Origin of the sequence: Streptomyces spinosus (assembly GCF_020400655.1) — a bacterium.
Lineage (GTDB): Bacteria > Actinomycetota > Actinomycetes > Streptomycetales > Streptomycetaceae > Streptomyces > Streptomyces argyrophylli.
Window position 1 is genome coordinate 46202 of record NZ_JAINRC010000022.1, and the last position, 15920, is coordinate 62121.

At 72.2% G+C, this 15920-nt stretch carries 17 protein-coding genes; 9 read left to right on the top strand and 8 right to left on the bottom strand.

Annotation, left to right across the window (positions count from 1 at the left end):
* Window positions 1-156 precede the first annotated feature (156 nt).
* Window positions 157-351 (top strand): Sec-independent protein translocase subunit TatA, encoded by a 195-nt coding sequence (gene tatA / locus LG395_RS34255; protein WP_225812576.1) that lies wholly within the window; start codon window positions 157-159, stop codon window positions 349-351.
* A 9-nt stretch (window positions 352-360) separates the two neighbouring features.
* On the top strand, window positions 361-1176 hold the full coding sequence (gene tatC / locus LG395_RS34260) for a twin-arginine translocase subunit TatC (RefSeq protein ID WP_225812578.1): 816 nt from the start codon (window positions 361-363) through the stop codon (window positions 1174-1176).
* Between the two features lie 196 nt (window positions 1177-1372).
* Here tatC and LG395_RS34265 read toward each other — a convergent pair whose 3' ends face one another.
* From LG395_RS34265 to LG395_RS34280, 4 genes are all read right to left on the bottom strand, one after another.
* A complete protein-coding gene (locus tag LG395_RS34265; protein ID WP_225812580.1) occupies window positions 1373-2197 on the bottom strand; it encodes a DUF1684 domain-containing protein in 825 nt (274 codons plus the stop codon).
* A gap of 95 nt (window positions 2198-2292) precedes the next feature.
* A complete protein-coding gene (locus LG395_RS34270; RefSeq protein WP_225812582.1) occupies window positions 2293-3216 on the bottom strand; it encodes an LLM class F420-dependent oxidoreductase in 924 nt (307 codons plus the stop codon).
* Between the two features lie 91 nt (window positions 3217-3307).
* Window positions 3308-4708: an NtaA/DmoA family FMN-dependent monooxygenase gene (locus tag LG395_RS34275; RefSeq protein ID WP_225812584.1), complete on the bottom strand. Its 1401-nt coding sequence runs from the start codon at window positions 4706-4708 to the stop codon at window positions 3308-3310.
* Window positions 4705-5811: an LLM class flavin-dependent oxidoreductase gene (locus LG395_RS34280; RefSeq protein ID WP_225812586.1), complete on the bottom strand. Its 1107-nt coding sequence runs from the start codon at window positions 5809-5811 to the stop codon at window positions 4705-4707. The genes LG395_RS34275 and LG395_RS34280 overlap by 4 nt, the downstream gene beginning before the upstream one ends.
* A 710-nt stretch (window positions 5812-6521) precedes the next feature.
* Here LG395_RS34280 and LG395_RS34285 point away from each other — a divergent pair.
* The 7 genes from LG395_RS34285 (at window position 6522) to LG395_RS34320 (ending at window position 12422) form a co-directional block, all read left to right on the top strand.
* Window positions 6522-7742 carry an acyl-CoA dehydrogenase family protein gene (locus tag LG395_RS34285; RefSeq protein ID WP_225812588.1) on the top strand — a complete coding sequence of 407 codons (1221 nt, stop codon included), beginning with the start codon at window positions 6522-6524 and terminating at the stop codon, window positions 7740-7742.
* Between the two features lie 47 nt (window positions 7743-7789).
* Complete coding sequence (locus tag LG395_RS34290; protein ID WP_225812590.1) at window positions 7790-8248, top strand: RrF2 family transcriptional regulator; 459 nt, start codon at window positions 7790-7792, stop codon at window positions 8246-8248.
* A 332-nt stretch (window positions 8249-8580) separates the two neighbouring features.
* Entirely contained in the window at window positions 8581-9141 is a 561-nt protein-coding gene (locus LG395_RS34295) for a nitroreductase family protein (protein ID WP_225812592.1), read from the top strand.
* A 446-nt stretch (window positions 9142-9587) separates the two neighbouring features.
* On the top strand, window positions 9588-10313 hold the full coding sequence (locus LG395_RS34300) for a dienelactone hydrolase family protein (RefSeq protein ID WP_225812594.1): 726 nt from the start codon (window positions 9588-9590) through the stop codon (window positions 10311-10313).
* Between the two features lie 252 nt (window positions 10314-10565).
* Window positions 10566-10994, top strand: coding sequence for an Rrf2 family transcriptional regulator (locus LG395_RS34310; RefSeq protein ID WP_225812595.1), 429 nt, complete (start codon window positions 10566-10568; stop codon window positions 10992-10994).
* Between the two features lie 120 nt (window positions 10995-11114).
* Window positions 11115-11852 carry an NIPSNAP family protein gene (locus tag LG395_RS34315; RefSeq protein ID WP_225812596.1) on the top strand — a complete coding sequence of 246 codons (738 nt, stop codon included), beginning with the start codon at window positions 11115-11117 and terminating at the stop codon, window positions 11850-11852.
* A 60-nt stretch (window positions 11853-11912) separates the two neighbouring features.
* Window positions 11913-12422 carry a hypothetical protein gene (locus LG395_RS34320; RefSeq protein WP_225812597.1) on the top strand — a complete coding sequence of 170 codons (510 nt, stop codon included), beginning with the start codon at window positions 11913-11915 and terminating at the stop codon, window positions 12420-12422.
* A gap of 64 nt (window positions 12423-12486) precedes the next feature.
* Here LG395_RS34320 and fmdA read toward each other — a convergent pair whose 3' ends face one another.
* The 4 genes from fmdA to LG395_RS34340 form a co-directional block, all read right to left on the bottom strand.
* Window positions 12487-13734: a formamidase gene (fmdA, locus tag LG395_RS34325; protein ID WP_225812598.1), complete on the bottom strand. Its 1248-nt coding sequence runs from the start codon at window positions 13732-13734 to the stop codon at window positions 12487-12489.
* Between the two features lie 54 nt (window positions 13735-13788).
* A complete protein-coding gene (locus LG395_RS34330) occupies window positions 13789-14442 on the bottom strand; it encodes an AmiS/UreI family transporter (RefSeq protein ID WP_225812599.1) in 654 nt (217 codons plus the stop codon).
* A gap of 191 nt (window positions 14443-14633) precedes the next feature.
* Window positions 14634-14909 (bottom strand): FmdB family zinc ribbon protein, encoded by a 276-nt coding sequence (locus tag LG395_RS41805; protein WP_225812600.1) that lies wholly within the window; start codon window positions 14907-14909, stop codon window positions 14634-14636.
* A gap of 447 nt (window positions 14910-15356) precedes the next feature.
* Complete coding sequence (locus LG395_RS34340) at window positions 15357-15785, bottom strand: hypothetical protein (protein ID WP_225812602.1); 429 nt, start codon at window positions 15783-15785, stop codon at window positions 15357-15359.
* Window positions 15786-15920: the final 135 nt, after the last annotated feature.

Sequence of the window (15920 nt, forward strand, 5' to 3'; positions counted from 1 at the left end):
CAGCGACGACAGCGACACCCGGCACGCCTCCACGCCGTCCGGCCTGCCCCACCCACCTCGCCCACTCCGCCCGACAGCCGTGCGGGAACACGCCGGCCGGCAGCGGGACCGGTCACGCGGTACGGGCGCCGACGCCTTCGAAAGGGCGGTGTGACGATGTTCCGCAACGCACTGGAGCCCTGGCACCTGCTGGTCCTGGTCGCGGTGGTGATCATGATCTTCGGCTCGAAGAGACTGCCCGACACCGCCCGCGCGCTGGGCAGGTCCCTGCGGATCCTCAAGAGCGAGACCGAGGCGCTGCGGGACGACGACGCCCCGGACGGGGAACGCCCCGAGCACCACACGAGATGAGGACATGGCATGTCCCAGCCGGTCCGCACCAGGAAGCAGGACCCCGGGGGGCGGATGCCGCTCGGGGAGCACGTTCGCGAACTCCGCAACCGGCTCGCGAAGGCCGTCCTCGCCGTCCTGGTCGTCACGGTCGCCGCCGCCTTCTCGTACAAGAGAATCATCAACATCGTCACCAGGCCGGTACTGGCATCGGTCGGCTGCCCGACCTCCTTCGCCGATCTGGCGAGGCAGCCCGCGCACACCACCTGCGCGCACATCACGATCAACGGTCTGCTCGCGCCCTTCACCCTGGCGCTGAAGGTCTCGCTCGTGGCCGGCGTCGTGCTGGCCTCTCCCGTGTGGCTGTACCAACTGTGGGCGTTCGTCGCCCCCGGCCTGCACGAACGCGAGCGGAGGTACGCCTACGCGTTCGTCGGCACGGGCGTCCCGCTGTTCCTCGCGGGCGCCTTCTTCGCCTACGAGGTGCTGCCCAGGACCGCGAGGGTGCTGATCGGCCTCACACCGCACGGGGTGAACAACCTGCTGCCGCTGGACGACCTCCTCGACCTCGTCACCCGCATGGTGGTCGTCTTCGGTCTCGCCTTCGAGATGCCGCTGCTGCTGGTGATGCTGAACCTCACCGGAGTGCTGTCCGGCCGGCGGATGCTCGGCCGGTGGCGCGCCGTGGTCGTCGGTATCACGGTCTTCTCCGCTGTGGCGACGCCGAGCACGGACCCGCTGACCATGCTGGCGCTGGCCGCGCCGATCTGGGCGCTCTACTTCGCGGCCGTTGCCTTCTCACTCGCCGGTGACCGGCGCAAGGCGCTGAGAGAGCGTCCGGCCTAGGGGCTCATAGGGCTTACACGGCTCACACACGGCTCACACACGGCTCACACACGGCTCACAGTGCTCACACGGCTCATAGGCTCATGCGGCGACCGGCCTTGACCCGTACCGGGCCTCGACCCGTACCGAGCTTCACCCGCACCGGGCCCCACCCGTACCGGGCCCCACCCGCACCGGCCCCCCCGGCCGCTCCGGTTCAGGAGCCGCCGCGCTCGCGGGGGATCTTGTGACCGGCCTCGATCGCCACCGGCAGCCGGTTCTCGGCCGGGGGCAGCGGGCAGGTGGCCAGGTCCGTGTAGGCGCACGGCAGGTTCGCGGCACGGTTGAAGTCCAGGACGACCGTGCCGTCGGCGGCGGGCGCCTCCAGGGCCAGGGACCGGTTGGCGGCGTAGGTGGTGACCCCGGAGGTCGCGTCGGTGAACAGCACCATCAGGCGGCCCGCGCCATGGCCGGGGAACGCGGTCAGCGACAGCGGGCGCCCGTCCAGCTCGAACTCGATCCTGCCCGGGGCGTCGTACACGTGCTCAAGACCCTCGACCGCGGCGCCCACGGTGGTCGGCCGCGGCGTGTCGAAGGGGACGTAGCGGCCCTGCACCGCCCAGCGCGGGTCGGGGGAGTAGGCGGGCGTGCCCGTGAAGGCGGTGCGCAGCGGGGCGTCCGGGTGGCGGGGGCGCACGATGTCGTGACCGCCGCGCCTGGCGACCTCGATGACGGCGTCCCCCCAGACGGCGTCGACGCCGCCGCGCTCGGGAAGCACGCCGAAGTGGTGTTCACCGCGCACCGGCGTCCCGTCGACGACCAGCTCCTCGCCGTCGTCCAGGTCCACGACGACGCCCTCGGGGCCGGTGCGCCAGGCACCGGGCGCGTCGGGGAAGCGCTGCGGCCGGTCGTCGAGCCAGTGCAGGCCGGTGATCGCCAGGAATCCGTGCGGGGCGGCGAGCCGGGCCTCCTGGGCGCGGTGCCAGTCCAGCCAGTTCTCGGTGAAGGCATCGCGGTCCGTCGTGGCGGCCTCGGTGGTCATGGGTTCTCCTTCGTGACGGGGGTCGGGGGACCGGTCGGGCGGCCGGCGCGGTCCGGCGTGCTCGGTACGGGGAGGCGTCAGCGCGACCGGCGTGCTCAGCGGGCCAGTGCGCCCAGGAGCCGCCAGGTGCGCCGGCGGGCGGCCTCGCCGGCGATCTCGGTGGCCGAGAACACGACCTCGGTGGCGCCGGCGTCGCGGTAACGGCGCACCTCGGCCTCGACGGTCCTCTCGTCGCCGATCACGGCCAGGTCGGCGGCGCGCCGTCCGCCGGAGAGTCCGATGACCCGGGCGTAGGACGGGATCCGTTCGTAGAACGCGAGGGCCTCGGTGGCCCTGGCCCGCACCGCGTCGACGTCGTCGGTGACCACGCCGGGCACGAGGGCCACGATCCGGGGCGAGGGGCGGCCGGCGGCCTCGGCGGCGGCGGTCACGGCGGGGACGATGTGGTCGGCGAGGGCGCGCGGCCCCGCCAGGTAGGGCAGGATCCCGTCCGCCAGCTCACCGCTGACCTTCAGCGCCTGCGGCCCCATCGCGGCGACCAGCAGGGGGACGCCGTTCTCGGCGCCCGGCACCCGCGCCGGGACCGGGGTGGCCGCGGTGAGCAGCTCACCGTGGAAGTCGGCCGTGCCGGTCTCGGTCAACTGGCGCAGTGCGGTGAGGAACTCACGCAGCCGCGCGACGGGACGTTCGAAGGGCAGGCCGAAGCCGGCCTCCGTCAGGAGCTTCGTGCCCAGGGCCAGACCGAGGTGGTAGCGGCCGTGCGTGGCGGCCTGCGCGGTCTGGGCCTGGCTGGACACCAGCAGGGGGTGGCGGCCGAAGACGGGGATCGCGGAGGTGCCCACCTGCAGTCCGGGCACCTCGCGCCCGACGATCGCCGCGAGCTGGGGCGAGTCCGCGCCGAAGGTCTGGCCGAACCAGGCCGACGTGAGCCCCGACCGCGCTGCCTCCCGGGCCAGCTGGACGGTCGCGTCGATCTGGTTCGGCACGTCGGACGCGTCGAGCGCTACTCCCACGGTCATGTCAGTCCAGAACGGGCGCCGGCCGGAACCGCATTCCGGTCCGGGTGTGACAGCTTCTTGTCAGTCATGTGTACGGGATGCCCTCCGTGGCTCAGCTCGCCAGCCGTCGGTCCGGCGCGGAGCGGTGGGTGAGTGGCGCGCGCAGACCGAGGTGCTCGCGGAGCGTGGTGCCGGTGTACTCGGTGCGGTAGACCCCGCGTTCCTGCAGTTCCGGCACGAGCAGGTCGACGATGTCGTCGAGGCCGTCGGGGATCAGGTAGGGCGTGACGTTGAAGCCGTCGACCGCGCCGTGCCGCACGAAGTGGGCGAACTTGTCGGCCAGGCCGGACGGAGTGCCCACGTGCCCGCGCTGCGGGCCGAGCGCGATGACGGTCTCCCGCAGCGACCAGCCGTTCGCCTCCGCCCGCGCGCGCCACTCGGCCACCACCGCGCGCGGGTCGGCGACGCGCCGGGCGCCGAAGGAGCCGTCGTTCTCGCCGACGACCGGATCCTCCTCGGGCAGTGGCCCGTCGGCGTCGCGGTCGGACAGGTCGATGCCCCACAGCAGCCCGGCGATCCCCAAAGCCGTCGCGGGGGTGACCTGCTGGAGCCGGACCCAGCGCTTCTTCTCCTGCGCCTCCTCCTCGGTGGCGCCGATGATGATCTCGGTGCCGGGCAGGATCCGCAGGTCGTCCTCGGGACGCCCGCCCGCTCGCAGCCGGCGCCGGATGTCGTCGGCGAAGGCCAGCGCGTCGTCGAAGTCGGTGCCGTGCGCGGAGAAGATGACGTCGGCGTTGCGGGCGGCGAAGTCGCGTCCCTCGCCGGAGTCGCCGGCCTGGAAGATCACGGGGTGGCCCTGCGCGCTGCGCGGCAAGGTCGGAACGAGGTCGACGTCGAACTGCGGCCCCTGGTGGCGCACTCGGTGCACGGCGCCGGGCGCCGACCAGGCGGGTGCGCCCGCGGAGCCGGCGACGGCGCCGTCCTCCCAGCCGTCCCACAGGGCACGGGCCACGGTGAGGAACTCCTCGGCGCGCCGGTAGCGGTCGGCGTGGTCGAGGTAGCCGCCGCGGCGGAAGTTGGCACCCGTCCAGGCGTTGTCCGTGGTCACCACGTTCCATCCGGCCCGGCCTTCGGAGAGGAGGTCGAGGCCGGACAGGCGGCGGGCGAGGTCGGCCGGCTCGTTGAAGGTGGAGTTGGAGGTCGAGACCAGGCCGATGCGGCGGGTGACGGCGGCCAGTGCGGAGAGCTGGGTGATGGCGTCCGGCCGCCCGGCCACGTCCAGGTCGTGGATCCTGCCGTCGACCTCGCGCAGCCGGAGTCCCTCGCCGAGGAAGAACGCGTCGAACAGGCCGCGTTCGGCGGTCTGGGCGACGCGGCGGAAGGAGGCGGGATCGATCTGCGAGCCGCTGTCGGGGGCGGACCAGACGGTCCAGTGGTTGACGCCCTGGAAGAACACACCGAAGTGCAGCCGGGCGTGCGGCCGGGGGACGTCGAAGGGGTCGGTGCGGGTCATCGGGCGGCCTCCTGGGCGGCCGGGGCCGCGGCGGCGAAGCGATTGGCGGGGCGCTCCAGACCCAGGGTCGAGCGCAGGGACGTACCGGGCAGCGGACGGGCGACGAGCCGCCGTCCGGACAGGGCGGGCAGGACGAGGCGGGAGAGGACGGGCAGGTCCTCGTCCAGCACCAGCGGATGCAGCCGTACGCCGTCGACGTGACGGCTCAGCTCGGCCAGGAGGCCGACCAGCCGCTCCGCGGAACCGATGTGCCGCAGCCGCCCCCGGTCGCTCCACGCGGCGTGCCGTTCCAGGTCGGCGACCCGCTCGTCGGCCGTGGCCTCCGGCGTGTCCAGCGCCACCTCGACCTCGGCGAAGACGCGGGGCGTACCGGCGGCAGCGGCGGCCGTGGCGGCCGACGCGACGTCGCGGCCCGCGACGAGGGCGACGTCGAGCCGTGCGCCGGGAACCCGGTCCGGACGGCCCAGGACGACGAGCTGCCCCTGGGGCGGGCGCGGGACGATCGCCGGGCCCTTGACGGTGTACGTCTCACCGGTGAAGTCGACGTAGTGGAGGCGTTCGCGGTCCAGGTAGCGGCTGGTGGCCACCGACCGGATGACCGCGTCGTCCTCCCAGGAGTCCCACAGGGCGCGGGCCACCTCGACCCCGTCACCGGACTCCCGGGCCCGTGCGTCGGCGTCGGCGACCGGCGGGCGCCCCCAGGCACGAGCCGCCTCGGGGCGCTCCTCCTCCGTCACCACCCATCCGGCGCGGCCGGCGGAGATGTGGTCCAGGGACGCCAACTGGCTGGAGACGTGGAAGGGTTCGGCGTACGTGAGCGGGACGGCGGGCGCGATCCCGATGGTGCTCGTGGACGCCGCGACGAACGCCGCGCGCTCCACCGCGCCGATGCGGCCCACCGGATCAGGCGAGGTGCCGGGCGGCAGCACACCGTCGTCCAGCGTGATCAGGGTGAACCCGGCGTTCTCGGCGACGGCGGCGACCCGGGCCACGCGGCGCGGGGTCAGCAGCTGGTCGGGGGAGTGGGCGGCGCGGCGCCAGGCCGCGGGGTGGGCGCCGTCGCCGTCGAGCTCGACGGCGAGGTGCAGGGCAGGGCCGGACAATGGGGTTCCTTCCGGGGAACACGATGACTCGCGGCACAGGGCCGCGACGAGGCGGCCGGCGGGACGGCCGGCAGGGGTCAGCTGTGTACGGAAGGACAGACGGCGGAAGAGGTACGGCAGTAGTCGACATGCCGCCGGGTGATGAGCCGCGCACCGGTGCACGCACCGCGCGGTGCCGCGCCCCGTACGCGCATCAGAGCCTCCACCCGTCAGGAACTTTCCCGTGCAACGTACGTCGACGGCCCCGGTGGGTGTCAAGGCCGGCCCTGGCGGGCGGGCGTCACGGAAGGCGGCCGGGAGGAGGCCGGGCACACGGGCTGCGTCCGCGCGGGCCTGCCGCGTCCTGGGGTCCGCTGTGTCCGCGCGGGCCTGCCGCGCCCGCGGGGGTCTGCTCGGTGCGGCCCGGCTGCCCTCCGTGCGGCGGGACGCCGCCCACCTGGCGGTCCCGCACCTCGCGAACGCGCCACCTGGCAGCGCGAATCGGCCGGAGCCAGCCGGTTTCCCTAGTTTCCCTATCGAATTACTAGGGAAATGTTGACGATGGTCGAAGAGGAGAGTGAGGATGACGAAGCCGACGCGTCACCGCGCACCGCTGCACTCCCACGCCGCCTCGCCGGGCACCGCGTCGTCCCCGGTCCCCTGGAGGAAGGCGCCATGACCACAGCACTGAGCTGTAGTGACAGCCGCAGTCGCGTGAAGCGGGCGCGGACATGACCGTGACGGCGGACGAGGTGACCGACACGGGAGCCGGGCGGGTCGACTGGCTGCACATAGCCCGTGAGATGGCGGACGACCTGGCCACGGACGCGGTCGAGCGCGAACAGGCGGGCAAGGCACCGCTCGACGAGGTCGCGCGGTTGCGCGAGTCGGGACTGCTCGCGCTGCTGGCGCCGGTCGCCTGCGGCGGAGGCGGCGCCGACTGGCGCACCGCCTGCACGGCGGTCCGGACCGTCGCCGCGGCCGACGGGGCCATCGGTCACCTGCTCGGCAGCCACTACTTCCTCTCCTCCAGCGCCCGGTTCTTCGCCGGTCCCGCCCGTGCCGCCCGCATCGAACGGGAGTCGACGGCGGGGCAGTGGTGCTGGGGCGGAGGCATCGGCTCGCACGAACCACCCCTCGTCCTGGCCCCCGCGTCGGACGGGTACCTGCTGAGCGGCTACCAGAGGTACGCCACCGGTGTCGGCGTCGCCGACCGGCTGGTGGTGCGAGCCGCCGAGTACGGCACCGGCGAGCCGGTGGCCGTCCTGGTCGACCCCGCCCGCCCGGGCGTCGTGAGCGGCGGCGGGGACACCTTCGGCCAGCGGCTGGCGGCCGGCGGCGGCGTCGAGTTCGACTCCGTACCGGTCACGGCCGACGACGTGCTCGGCTCGCTCTCGCCGGACGAGGACGTCCTGTCGCCCTTCACCTCGCTGGCCGCGCCGACCTCGCGTCTGGTCTCCGTCCACTTCCTGCTCGGCGTGGCGGAGGGACTGCTGGCCGAGATCCGCGAGTCCGGAAGGGGCATGCGGTCCACCTGGCAGCCGCTCTCGCCCCACCCCTGGCCGGACGGCCCGGCGCAGGATCCGTACGCCCTCACCGTGTACGGCGAGCTCACCGTCGTCGCGCGGGCCGCGTCCGCCCTCGCCGACCAGGCGGTGGACGCCCTGACGCACGGCCTCGCGCGGGGCGAGGACCTCGACGACGAGGAGGGCGCGGAGATCGCCGTCCTCGCGAGCGTGGCCGAGACCGCCGCCGCCCGGGCCGCGCAGGAGGTCACCACACGTGCCCTGGACGTCATCGGCGCCGGCGCCGCCTCCTCCCGCCACGGCTTCGACCGCTTCTGGCGCAACGCCCGGACGCACACCCTGCGCGAGCCCGCCGCCCACCGGCTGCGCGAGGTCGGTGACTACTTCCTGAACGGAGCGCACCCGCCCTTCACCCTGCCCGCCTGACGGCGCAGCGGTGACGGGCGGACACGGCGGTGATGGATAATCGGGGCATGCGGATCTCGGCGCGGGCGGACTATGCGGTGCGGGCGGCACTGGAGCTGGCCGCGGCAGGGGACGAGGCCTCGCTCAAGGCCGAGGCGATCGCCGCGGCACAGGGCATCCCGCACAAGTTCCTGGAGGGCATCCTGGGGGACCTGCGCCGGGGCGGGCTGGTGATCAGCCAGCGGGGCGGCAAGGGCGGCTACCGCCTCGCCCGTCCGGCGGACTCGATCGCCATCGCGGACGTCATCCGCGTGGCGGACGGCCCCCTGGTGTCGGTGCGGGGCGTGCGCCCACCCGAACTCGCCTACTGCGGCCCGGCGGAGACGCTGCTGCCGCTCTGGATCGCCGTGCGCGCCAACGTCCGCAAGATCCTCGACGAGGTCACCCTGGCCCATGTGGCCGCGGCCGAACTGCCCGACGAGGTCCTGAGCCTCGCCGAAGACCCCAAGGCCTGGACGAATCCCTGACCCGCGTCCGGTGAGCCCTGCGGTCCGCGTCGGCGAACGAAGGTCAGCGGCTGCGCCGGACCCCCTTGTTGCCTGCGCCGGACCTCCCGGTCGACGCGGCCCGACTCGTCCCGGACGCGCACGGGGAGACCGGTGTGCCAAAGGTACGTACCACCCACCGGTTCCCGTCGGCCGAACACGCCCGCGCGCCCCGGACCCCACCCCGCACCCCCGTCAGAGGGTCCCCCGGCCTCCCGCACTCGGCGAACGAACCTCACGCCGGTTCGGTCGGGCGCACGATCCACCTCCACCGGCCGGAATAGGCGCCCGGTGCCCGCCGGTTGGAGCTGAGCATGCGTCATCCTCAGGAGCCGGCCCACGGCCTGCACCCGCTGCTCGCCGAACGGTTCAGCCCCTACGGGTTCGATCCGTCGGGGACCGTCGACGACCACGCCCTCGGACTGCTGCTGGAGGCCGCGCGGTGGGCGCCGTCGGCGGGCAACTCCCAGCCGTGGGGCTTCTTCACCGGCAGGCCGGGTGAGCCGGAGCACGACAGGGTGCTGCCCCACCTCGCGCCCAGCTCGGCCCGCTGGGCGACGGACGCGGGCCTGCTCGTCGTCACGCTGACGCGCCGGCACGTCGATGACTCGCCGCTGCTGTACTCCGAGTTCGCGGACTACGACCTCGGCCAGGCCGTGGCCCACATGACCGTTCAGGCACAGGCGATGGGGCTGGCGGCGCACCAGTTCCGGGCCTTCGACATCGACGGGCTCACCAAGGAGCTGGACCCGAACCCGGGTTGGGCGATCGTCTCCATGGTCGCGGTGGGCAAGGCGGCCGGCGGCCCCCCGAAGGGCCGTGACCGGCGCAGCGTCGCGGACCTGCGCTCCGCTCCCTGGTCACCGGAGCAGTGACCGCCGAGAGGTGCCGACACAACGGCGCCTGGAGATGGTTCACCGGACGCCCGGAGGCCGGGCCACCGGAATGACGAGGCCGTCACCGCGGGGAGTTAGGCGGGTGGAGGGGACGGCGTCTCTGCCGGGCCTTGGCGGCTCCCGGGCGGGGGCGTTCCCCTCGATGCCGGTGTGGCCCGGGCAGGAGACCGGCAACGGCCTGCGGACCGCACCGCGGCCGACGCCGAGGTCACGGGCGAGCGCGGCGATGGCGCGGGCCTCCGAGGCCGCGGCGCGGACGTCGTCGGTCCTCGTGGCCGCGGCGGGGCGCAGTCCGCCGTAGGTCCGCCGGCGCCGGAGGTCGCGTCGGAATTCGCGGCGGCCGGTTATGCGGTGGGGACGGACTGCTGTCTGCCATCGGTGAACACCAACCCGAGCGGACGCAACGGTCATTACCGTCCAGTCGCATGACGACGGTCACAACCCGTACGGTCGCGTACCCGGCCGACAACCTGACGATGATCGGACACCTCGCGCTCCCGGCCGGTACCGGGCGCCGGCCCGCGGTCCTGATCGGACCCGAGGGGATGGGGCTCAGCGATGTCGAGCGCCGGCGGGCCGAGGCTCTGGCCGGGCTGGGGTACGTGGCGCTGGCCTTCGACCTCCACGGCGGACGCTACTTGGAGGACCCGGAGGAAATGCTGGCCCGTTGCATGCCGCTGCTCGCCGATCCCGACCGCATGCGAGAAATCGGTCACGCCGCGCTCGACGTGTTGCGTGCCGAACCACGGGCCGACCCCGACCGCACCGCCGCCATCGGCTACGGCACCGGGGGCGCGGTCGCCCTGGAACTCGGTCGCGACGGCGTCGACCTGCGCGCGATCGGGACGGTCAACGCACTGACCACGGGCCGACCGGGCGAGGCGGCGCGCATCCGCTGCCCGGTATGGGCCGGGGTCGGGTCGGAAGACCCGATCATGCCGCCCGCGCAACGGGAGGCGTTCACCGCGGAGATGCGGGCCGCGGGCGTCGACTGGCGCCTCGTGGTCTACGGAGGAGCCCTTCACGCCTTCCATCACCCACCGGTCGACCACGCCGCGCCGCCCGGCGTCGGCTACCACCCACGGCACGCACAGCGAGCCTGGCGTGACATCGTCGCCCTGCTCGCCGAGTGCCTGCCCGTCACGGACTGATCGTTCCGGCGCCGCTTCCGGCGCGAGGTCGCCGCCGCGCGCCGCCTCTCCAGACCCGGCACGGCATCCGTGGTCGCCCGCGACGCGGAGGCCGGTGTCCCTTGGTTCGTCACGGAGTTCGTGCCCGGCCCGTCGCTGCGGCGGGTGGTGGGCTGGTGGAAGCGCCTCCTGCCGTCCGCCTCGGTGCGGGCCGAACGGCTTGACCGCGGGGTTGGCTGTAACAGAAGCTGTTGCATCGAACGAGGAGGGGTGATGGCGGCGAACAGTCGACTGACCATCGCGACGCACGCGCTCGCCTGGCTGGCGCTGGCGCACCGCCGTGGCCAGGAGGTGCTCACGTCGGAGCAGGTCGCGGCCAGCGTCAACACCAACCCCGTGATCATCCGGCGCAGCCTCGGTGACCTGCGGCGAGCCGGCCTGGTGGAGGTGCGCCACGGCGCCGGTGCGGGCTGGAGCCTGGCCCGTGAGCCCGAGCGGATCACCCTGCTCGAGGTGTACGACGCCGTGGACGCGCAGCCGCCCTTCGGCCTGCACCGCACCGAACCCAACCTGGAGTGCCCGGTCGGCCGAGGCATCCGGCCCGCCCTGAGCGGCGTCTACGACCGGGTCGAGCGGGTCATGCGCCAGGAACTGGCGGACACGTCGATCGCCGACGTACTCCGGGAGACGCTGGTGAACTAGCCGGAAGACCGAGAGGCCGGGGAACCGGAGACCGGAAGGCCGGTGACCTGGCAGGCCCCTACCGCTTGCTGTAACAAAGTCCGTTCCAACAGCGCGACGACCGAACGAGGAGTAGGACTGGTGGAAGCCGCGCGATGCCCAGTCGTCGAACTGCGCCAGTACACGCTGCACCCAGGACAGCGAGACGTCCTGATCGATCTGTTCGACCGCGAGTTCGTCGAGCCCCAGGAGGCGGTGGGTGCGACCGTCCTGGGGCAGTTCCGCGACCTGGACGACCCCGACCGGTTCGTCTGGCTGCGCGGCTTCGAGGACATGCCGCGCCGCGCCGAGGCCCTGGAGAGCTTCTACGGCGGCCCGGTCTGGCGGGCACACCGCGACGAGGCGAACGCCACGATGATCGACTCCGACGACGTGCTGCTGCTGCGGCCGGCTTCGACGGGCGGTGGGTTCCCCGTGCCGCCCGGCGCCCGGCCGGCCCCCGGCGAGCCGGCACCGTCGCCGCCGTCGCTCGTCCTCGCCACGGTCTGGTACGGACACGGCCCGTTCGACGCGACGTTCGTCGAGTTCTTCCAGCAGCGCGTGCGCCCCGTCCTGACCGAGACCGGCGCCGAACCACTGGCGTACCTGCGGTCGGAACACGCCCCGAACACCTTCCCGGCGCTGCCGGTACGCACGAACGAGGAGGTCTTCGTATGGTTCGCGCGTTTCGCCGACGAAGCCCGCCTGGAGCGGCACCTGAACCGCGTACGTCTCTCGCGGCGCTGGCGCGAGGAGGTGCTGCCGACCCTCTCCGCACGGCTGGCCAGGCCCGCGCAGCGGCTGCGGCTGGCACCCACCGAACGGTCGGCACTGCGATGAGCTGAAGGCATCGACCCAGGCCTCGGGGATCGCGGGCGTCGCCGTGGAAGACTGCCACGTATGCGAAGGCGGACGGTACGAGGAGCGGCACTGTTCGCGTGCGCGTTGGTGATGCTGGCCGTCGGCTGTTCGCCGTCGGCGCCGCGACAGCCGGGGCGGGCCGCGGCCTGCCGGGAGACTCCTTCGGTCCCCTCCGCGTCCGTACCGGCCGCCGTGCACGACTTCGACAAGGCGGTGCGCTGGTACGGCGCCGACGACCTGTGGGTGGCCAAGCCGGCTCTCCTGGATCACACGGGCGAACGCCGGGACGGTTACCGTGCGAAGTACGCCTCCGTCACCCTCGACGCCCGGGGACGGGTGACGGACCGGAAGGGCGCCCCGCGCGTCGGCGCCGAACGACTGGACGGGCCCGGCTCCGTGAACGGCGGCACCGGCGGGCTCGCCACCGCCGACGGCCATCGGCAGTGGTGGCCGACGGTCATCGCGTTCCCCGAGGCCGGCTGCTGGAAGGTGACCGAGACACTCGGCTCCACCCAAGTCGGCTTCACCCTGCGTGTCGGGGTGCGCTGAACCCGCGGCGCGGCCCCCGCCCGGTGAGCCGCCGGGCGGGGGCCGCGTGTCGGTCCTCCTCCGTTCAGCTGGACACCGCGCACTGCCCGCGGTCCGCGGTCTTCGGTCCCTCCGCGGTGGGGCGGACGTCGAAGTCGAAGATCCCGGTCGGCAGGTACAGGGAGCAGCAGGCGTTCGGGATGTCGACGATTCCGCTGATGCGCCCCTCGATGGGGGCCGCGCCGAGCAGCAGGTAGGCCTGCTCTCCGGTGTAGCCGAACCTCTTCAGGTACTCGACGGCGTTGAGGCAGGCACGGCGATAGGCGACCGTCGCGTCCAGGTAGTAGTTGGTGTCGGTGTCGTGGTCCACGGAGATCCCGATGAAGGACATGAATTCCGTGTACCGCGGCTCGACGTTGCCCGGCATGAAGACGGGGTTGGTGCTGATGCCGTACTTCTCCATGCCGCCCTTGATGAGATCGACGTGGAAGTCGATGTAACCGCCCATCTCGATGGCGCCGCAGAAGGTGATCTCACCGTCTCCCTGGCTGAAGTGCAGATCGCCACCCGACAGCTTGGCGTCCTTGACGTGGACGGGGTAGAAGACGCGCGACCCGCGGGTGAAGTTCTTGATGTCGTGGTTGCCTCCGTTCTCCCGCGCGGGAACGGTGCGCGCGCCTTCCTGGGCTATGCGCTCGGCGTCCGAGCCTGTCGCCTGACCACACAGGGCCTGGTCCTGGTCGGGCGCGAGCCCCAGGGGCGGGACGCGCTCCGGGTCGGTGTCGATCAGGGCCTGCTCCCGCCTGTTCCAGCGTTCCAGCAGCTCCGCGGAGGGGGCCGTGCCGAAGAGCCCGGGGTGCGTGATACCGGTGAAGTGGACGCCGGGGAGGTGCCTGGAGGTCGCCACCTGCCCGTGGAACTCCCATATCGCCTTGTAGGCGTCGGGGAAGTAGTCGGTCAGGAAACCCCCACCGTTGGCCTTGGCGAAGACGCCCGTGTACCCCCAGCCCTGACCGGGTGCGTCTCCGACCTGCTGCGGCACCGGCCCCAGGTCGAGGATGTCCACGATCAACAGGTCACCCGGCTCCGCGCCTTCGACGCCGATCGGCCCGCTGAGCATGTGGGCCCGCTTGAGGTCGACGTCGCGCACGTCGTTGGCGGAATCGTTGTTGCCGATCTGCGCGTCGGTCCACTCACGGCATTCGACGCGGAACTCGTCCCCCGGGCGGACCATGGCAACAGTCGGTATGTCCGGATGCCACCTGTTGTGTCCGGGCACCTCCTGGTCACGCATCGACCGGGACTGATCGACGCTGAAGATCACTTCAGGCATGTCAACTCCTCGTGTTGCTCCCGATGATCCAAGTGGCATGGCGCCCCGGAAGGGTCAGCCGTGGCTTCCGGCCGGATATCCCGAGGTGCCGTAGTCCTGCGCAGGCTTGTGGGGAGACCTGCGGCGGAGTACGAACCACAGGGCGGCGAAGGTCAGTACGCCGAACGCGCCCAACGCGATCGCCGTCTCGGAGAAGTTCGCCGGGACCCAGTAACCGGTCAGCAGCAGGTATGCGGGGATGACACCCGTCACCCAGCCCTCTATCGCGGTCACCCAGCCCACGTAGGTCGTCAGCGACTCGATCTTCAGCCCCAGCAGGAGGAAGAAGAGGAACCAGAGGAACGCCCAGTAGAGCCATATCACGCCGAATGGCTGGTCCTTCACGAGCCGGAAACTGACAAAGGAATAGCCGAGGGCCACGATGGCCACGAAGAGCGAGTAATATCCCACGCCGGTCGTGTCCAACCCTATGAGCAGTCCGATTCCTACGTAGAGGTACGTGAAACCGAAGAGGAAAATGCCCGACGCCAGCATGATGCGCTTGGGGTCGTCGTTCGCGGCGATGATGAGATATGTGGGTGTGAGGACCTGTAGTCCGCCCACGAAGAGGTTGAATATGGCTGCCGCCCGGCTGTCCACCTTTCCCAGCAGCATCAACCCGTTCATGAACAGCACAGCGCCCACGAAGAGAAGTCCGACGTTGGCCAAGAGGACACACCTCCTGCTGTTTCGCTCCGTCGGTGACACGCCCGCGGCCTTCGTGCCGGCAAGCAGTCATGCCCGCGCATCATCGGCCCGCGGACCCTCGTGCCGGCAAGCACTCATGCCGGCAGGTTTTCATGCCCGCGGGCACGCATAGCCGGGAAGGCGCACGCACACGCGTCGGACCGCCTCGCCCGTCAGGGCCGGGGAAGCCGGGCGAGCGCCGGATGAGCGGGACTTGGCGTTGCGTCGCCGGCGACGCGCGTGACCACCTCGGGATTCTCCCGGGACCTCTCCGAACGCTCGCGCAGGTTCGCCACCGCGGGCGGAGTCGAGGCGAATGCCGGAGAGGAGTACACACGCCGCGCGGCGTCGTCGCACCGCGAGCACTTCCACCGCGTCGGCGCGGTGCCGATCGGCAGCTTCACATCGAACGGTCCGCAGCGGCTGCAGAAATATTCATACGTAGCCATAAACTCTCCGCCCGCCGCGCCTCCGGCCCCGGGACGTGCACCGAGCCGGCGCCGATGGGACGCCGCAGATGTAGCGTCCTTATTCAAGGCAACCCCCCGGATGGCGGCGTGTCAAGGCGAGTTGGAGGCGCCCCGCGAGGGCCGGTGGTGACCGCTGGAAAAGGGCTGGGAGCGGGTTCGGGCGGACACTGGCGCGGCACGTCGCTCGAGGCTGGGAAGCAGGGCATCGTCCGCCCTGGAAAAGGAAGGCCCGGCCGTGCACGCACGACCGGGCCTGTCCGCCGGGACAACGTATTCAATACCGTTCTGAAAGGAGCCCACGCTATTGCCCGGAAGGGGACGGCGAAAGCGTCACCGGGCGGAGCCGACGTCCTTGTGGCGGCACATGTGTCGCGCCCGCGATCAGGGCTGCCCCGTGGGCGGGAGCCCGGCCCGTAAGGCTCCGCGTCAGGGCGCGCCGACGATCGCGCACGCGCGGCACGGCGGCCGGCCGCAGGTGCACTGCAGAATGCCGTCCAGTACCCCGCGGTCGTGATAAAGGCATTCGTCGCGGCATGTGTGACGCGGCACGAAGCCCGCCTGGAGCTCGTCCGGCCAGGGCTCCTCACCCTCCCGGCAGCGTACGAACCGCTCGGGGTCCGCGGAGTGCAGCTCCCGCATCCTCTCCTGCGCCTCGCCCTCCAGGTCACGCGCTGCGGCGACCATGCCCTTGAGCTGGTCGGCGAGACCGGAGAACCTGGCGTCGCCGGTTCTTACATGGGCGGCCTTCAATGCCATGACGGCATTGCCAAGAAACCGCCGAGCATCCTGGATATTGGTGACGTGATGGAGTTGGATGCCGGTCACGCCTCGGACCCACACGGCGTCTTCGCTCACTTGTTCCGCCTTCCGAGCTCGAAATCGCCTCTGAAGTGACTGGAAACAGCGGCTGATGCCCGAGTTCCGTCCCGGCCTCCTCCCGTCGCCCGCGCGGCTGCTGCGTGAGGAGATCACCTATGAGGCTTGCACACT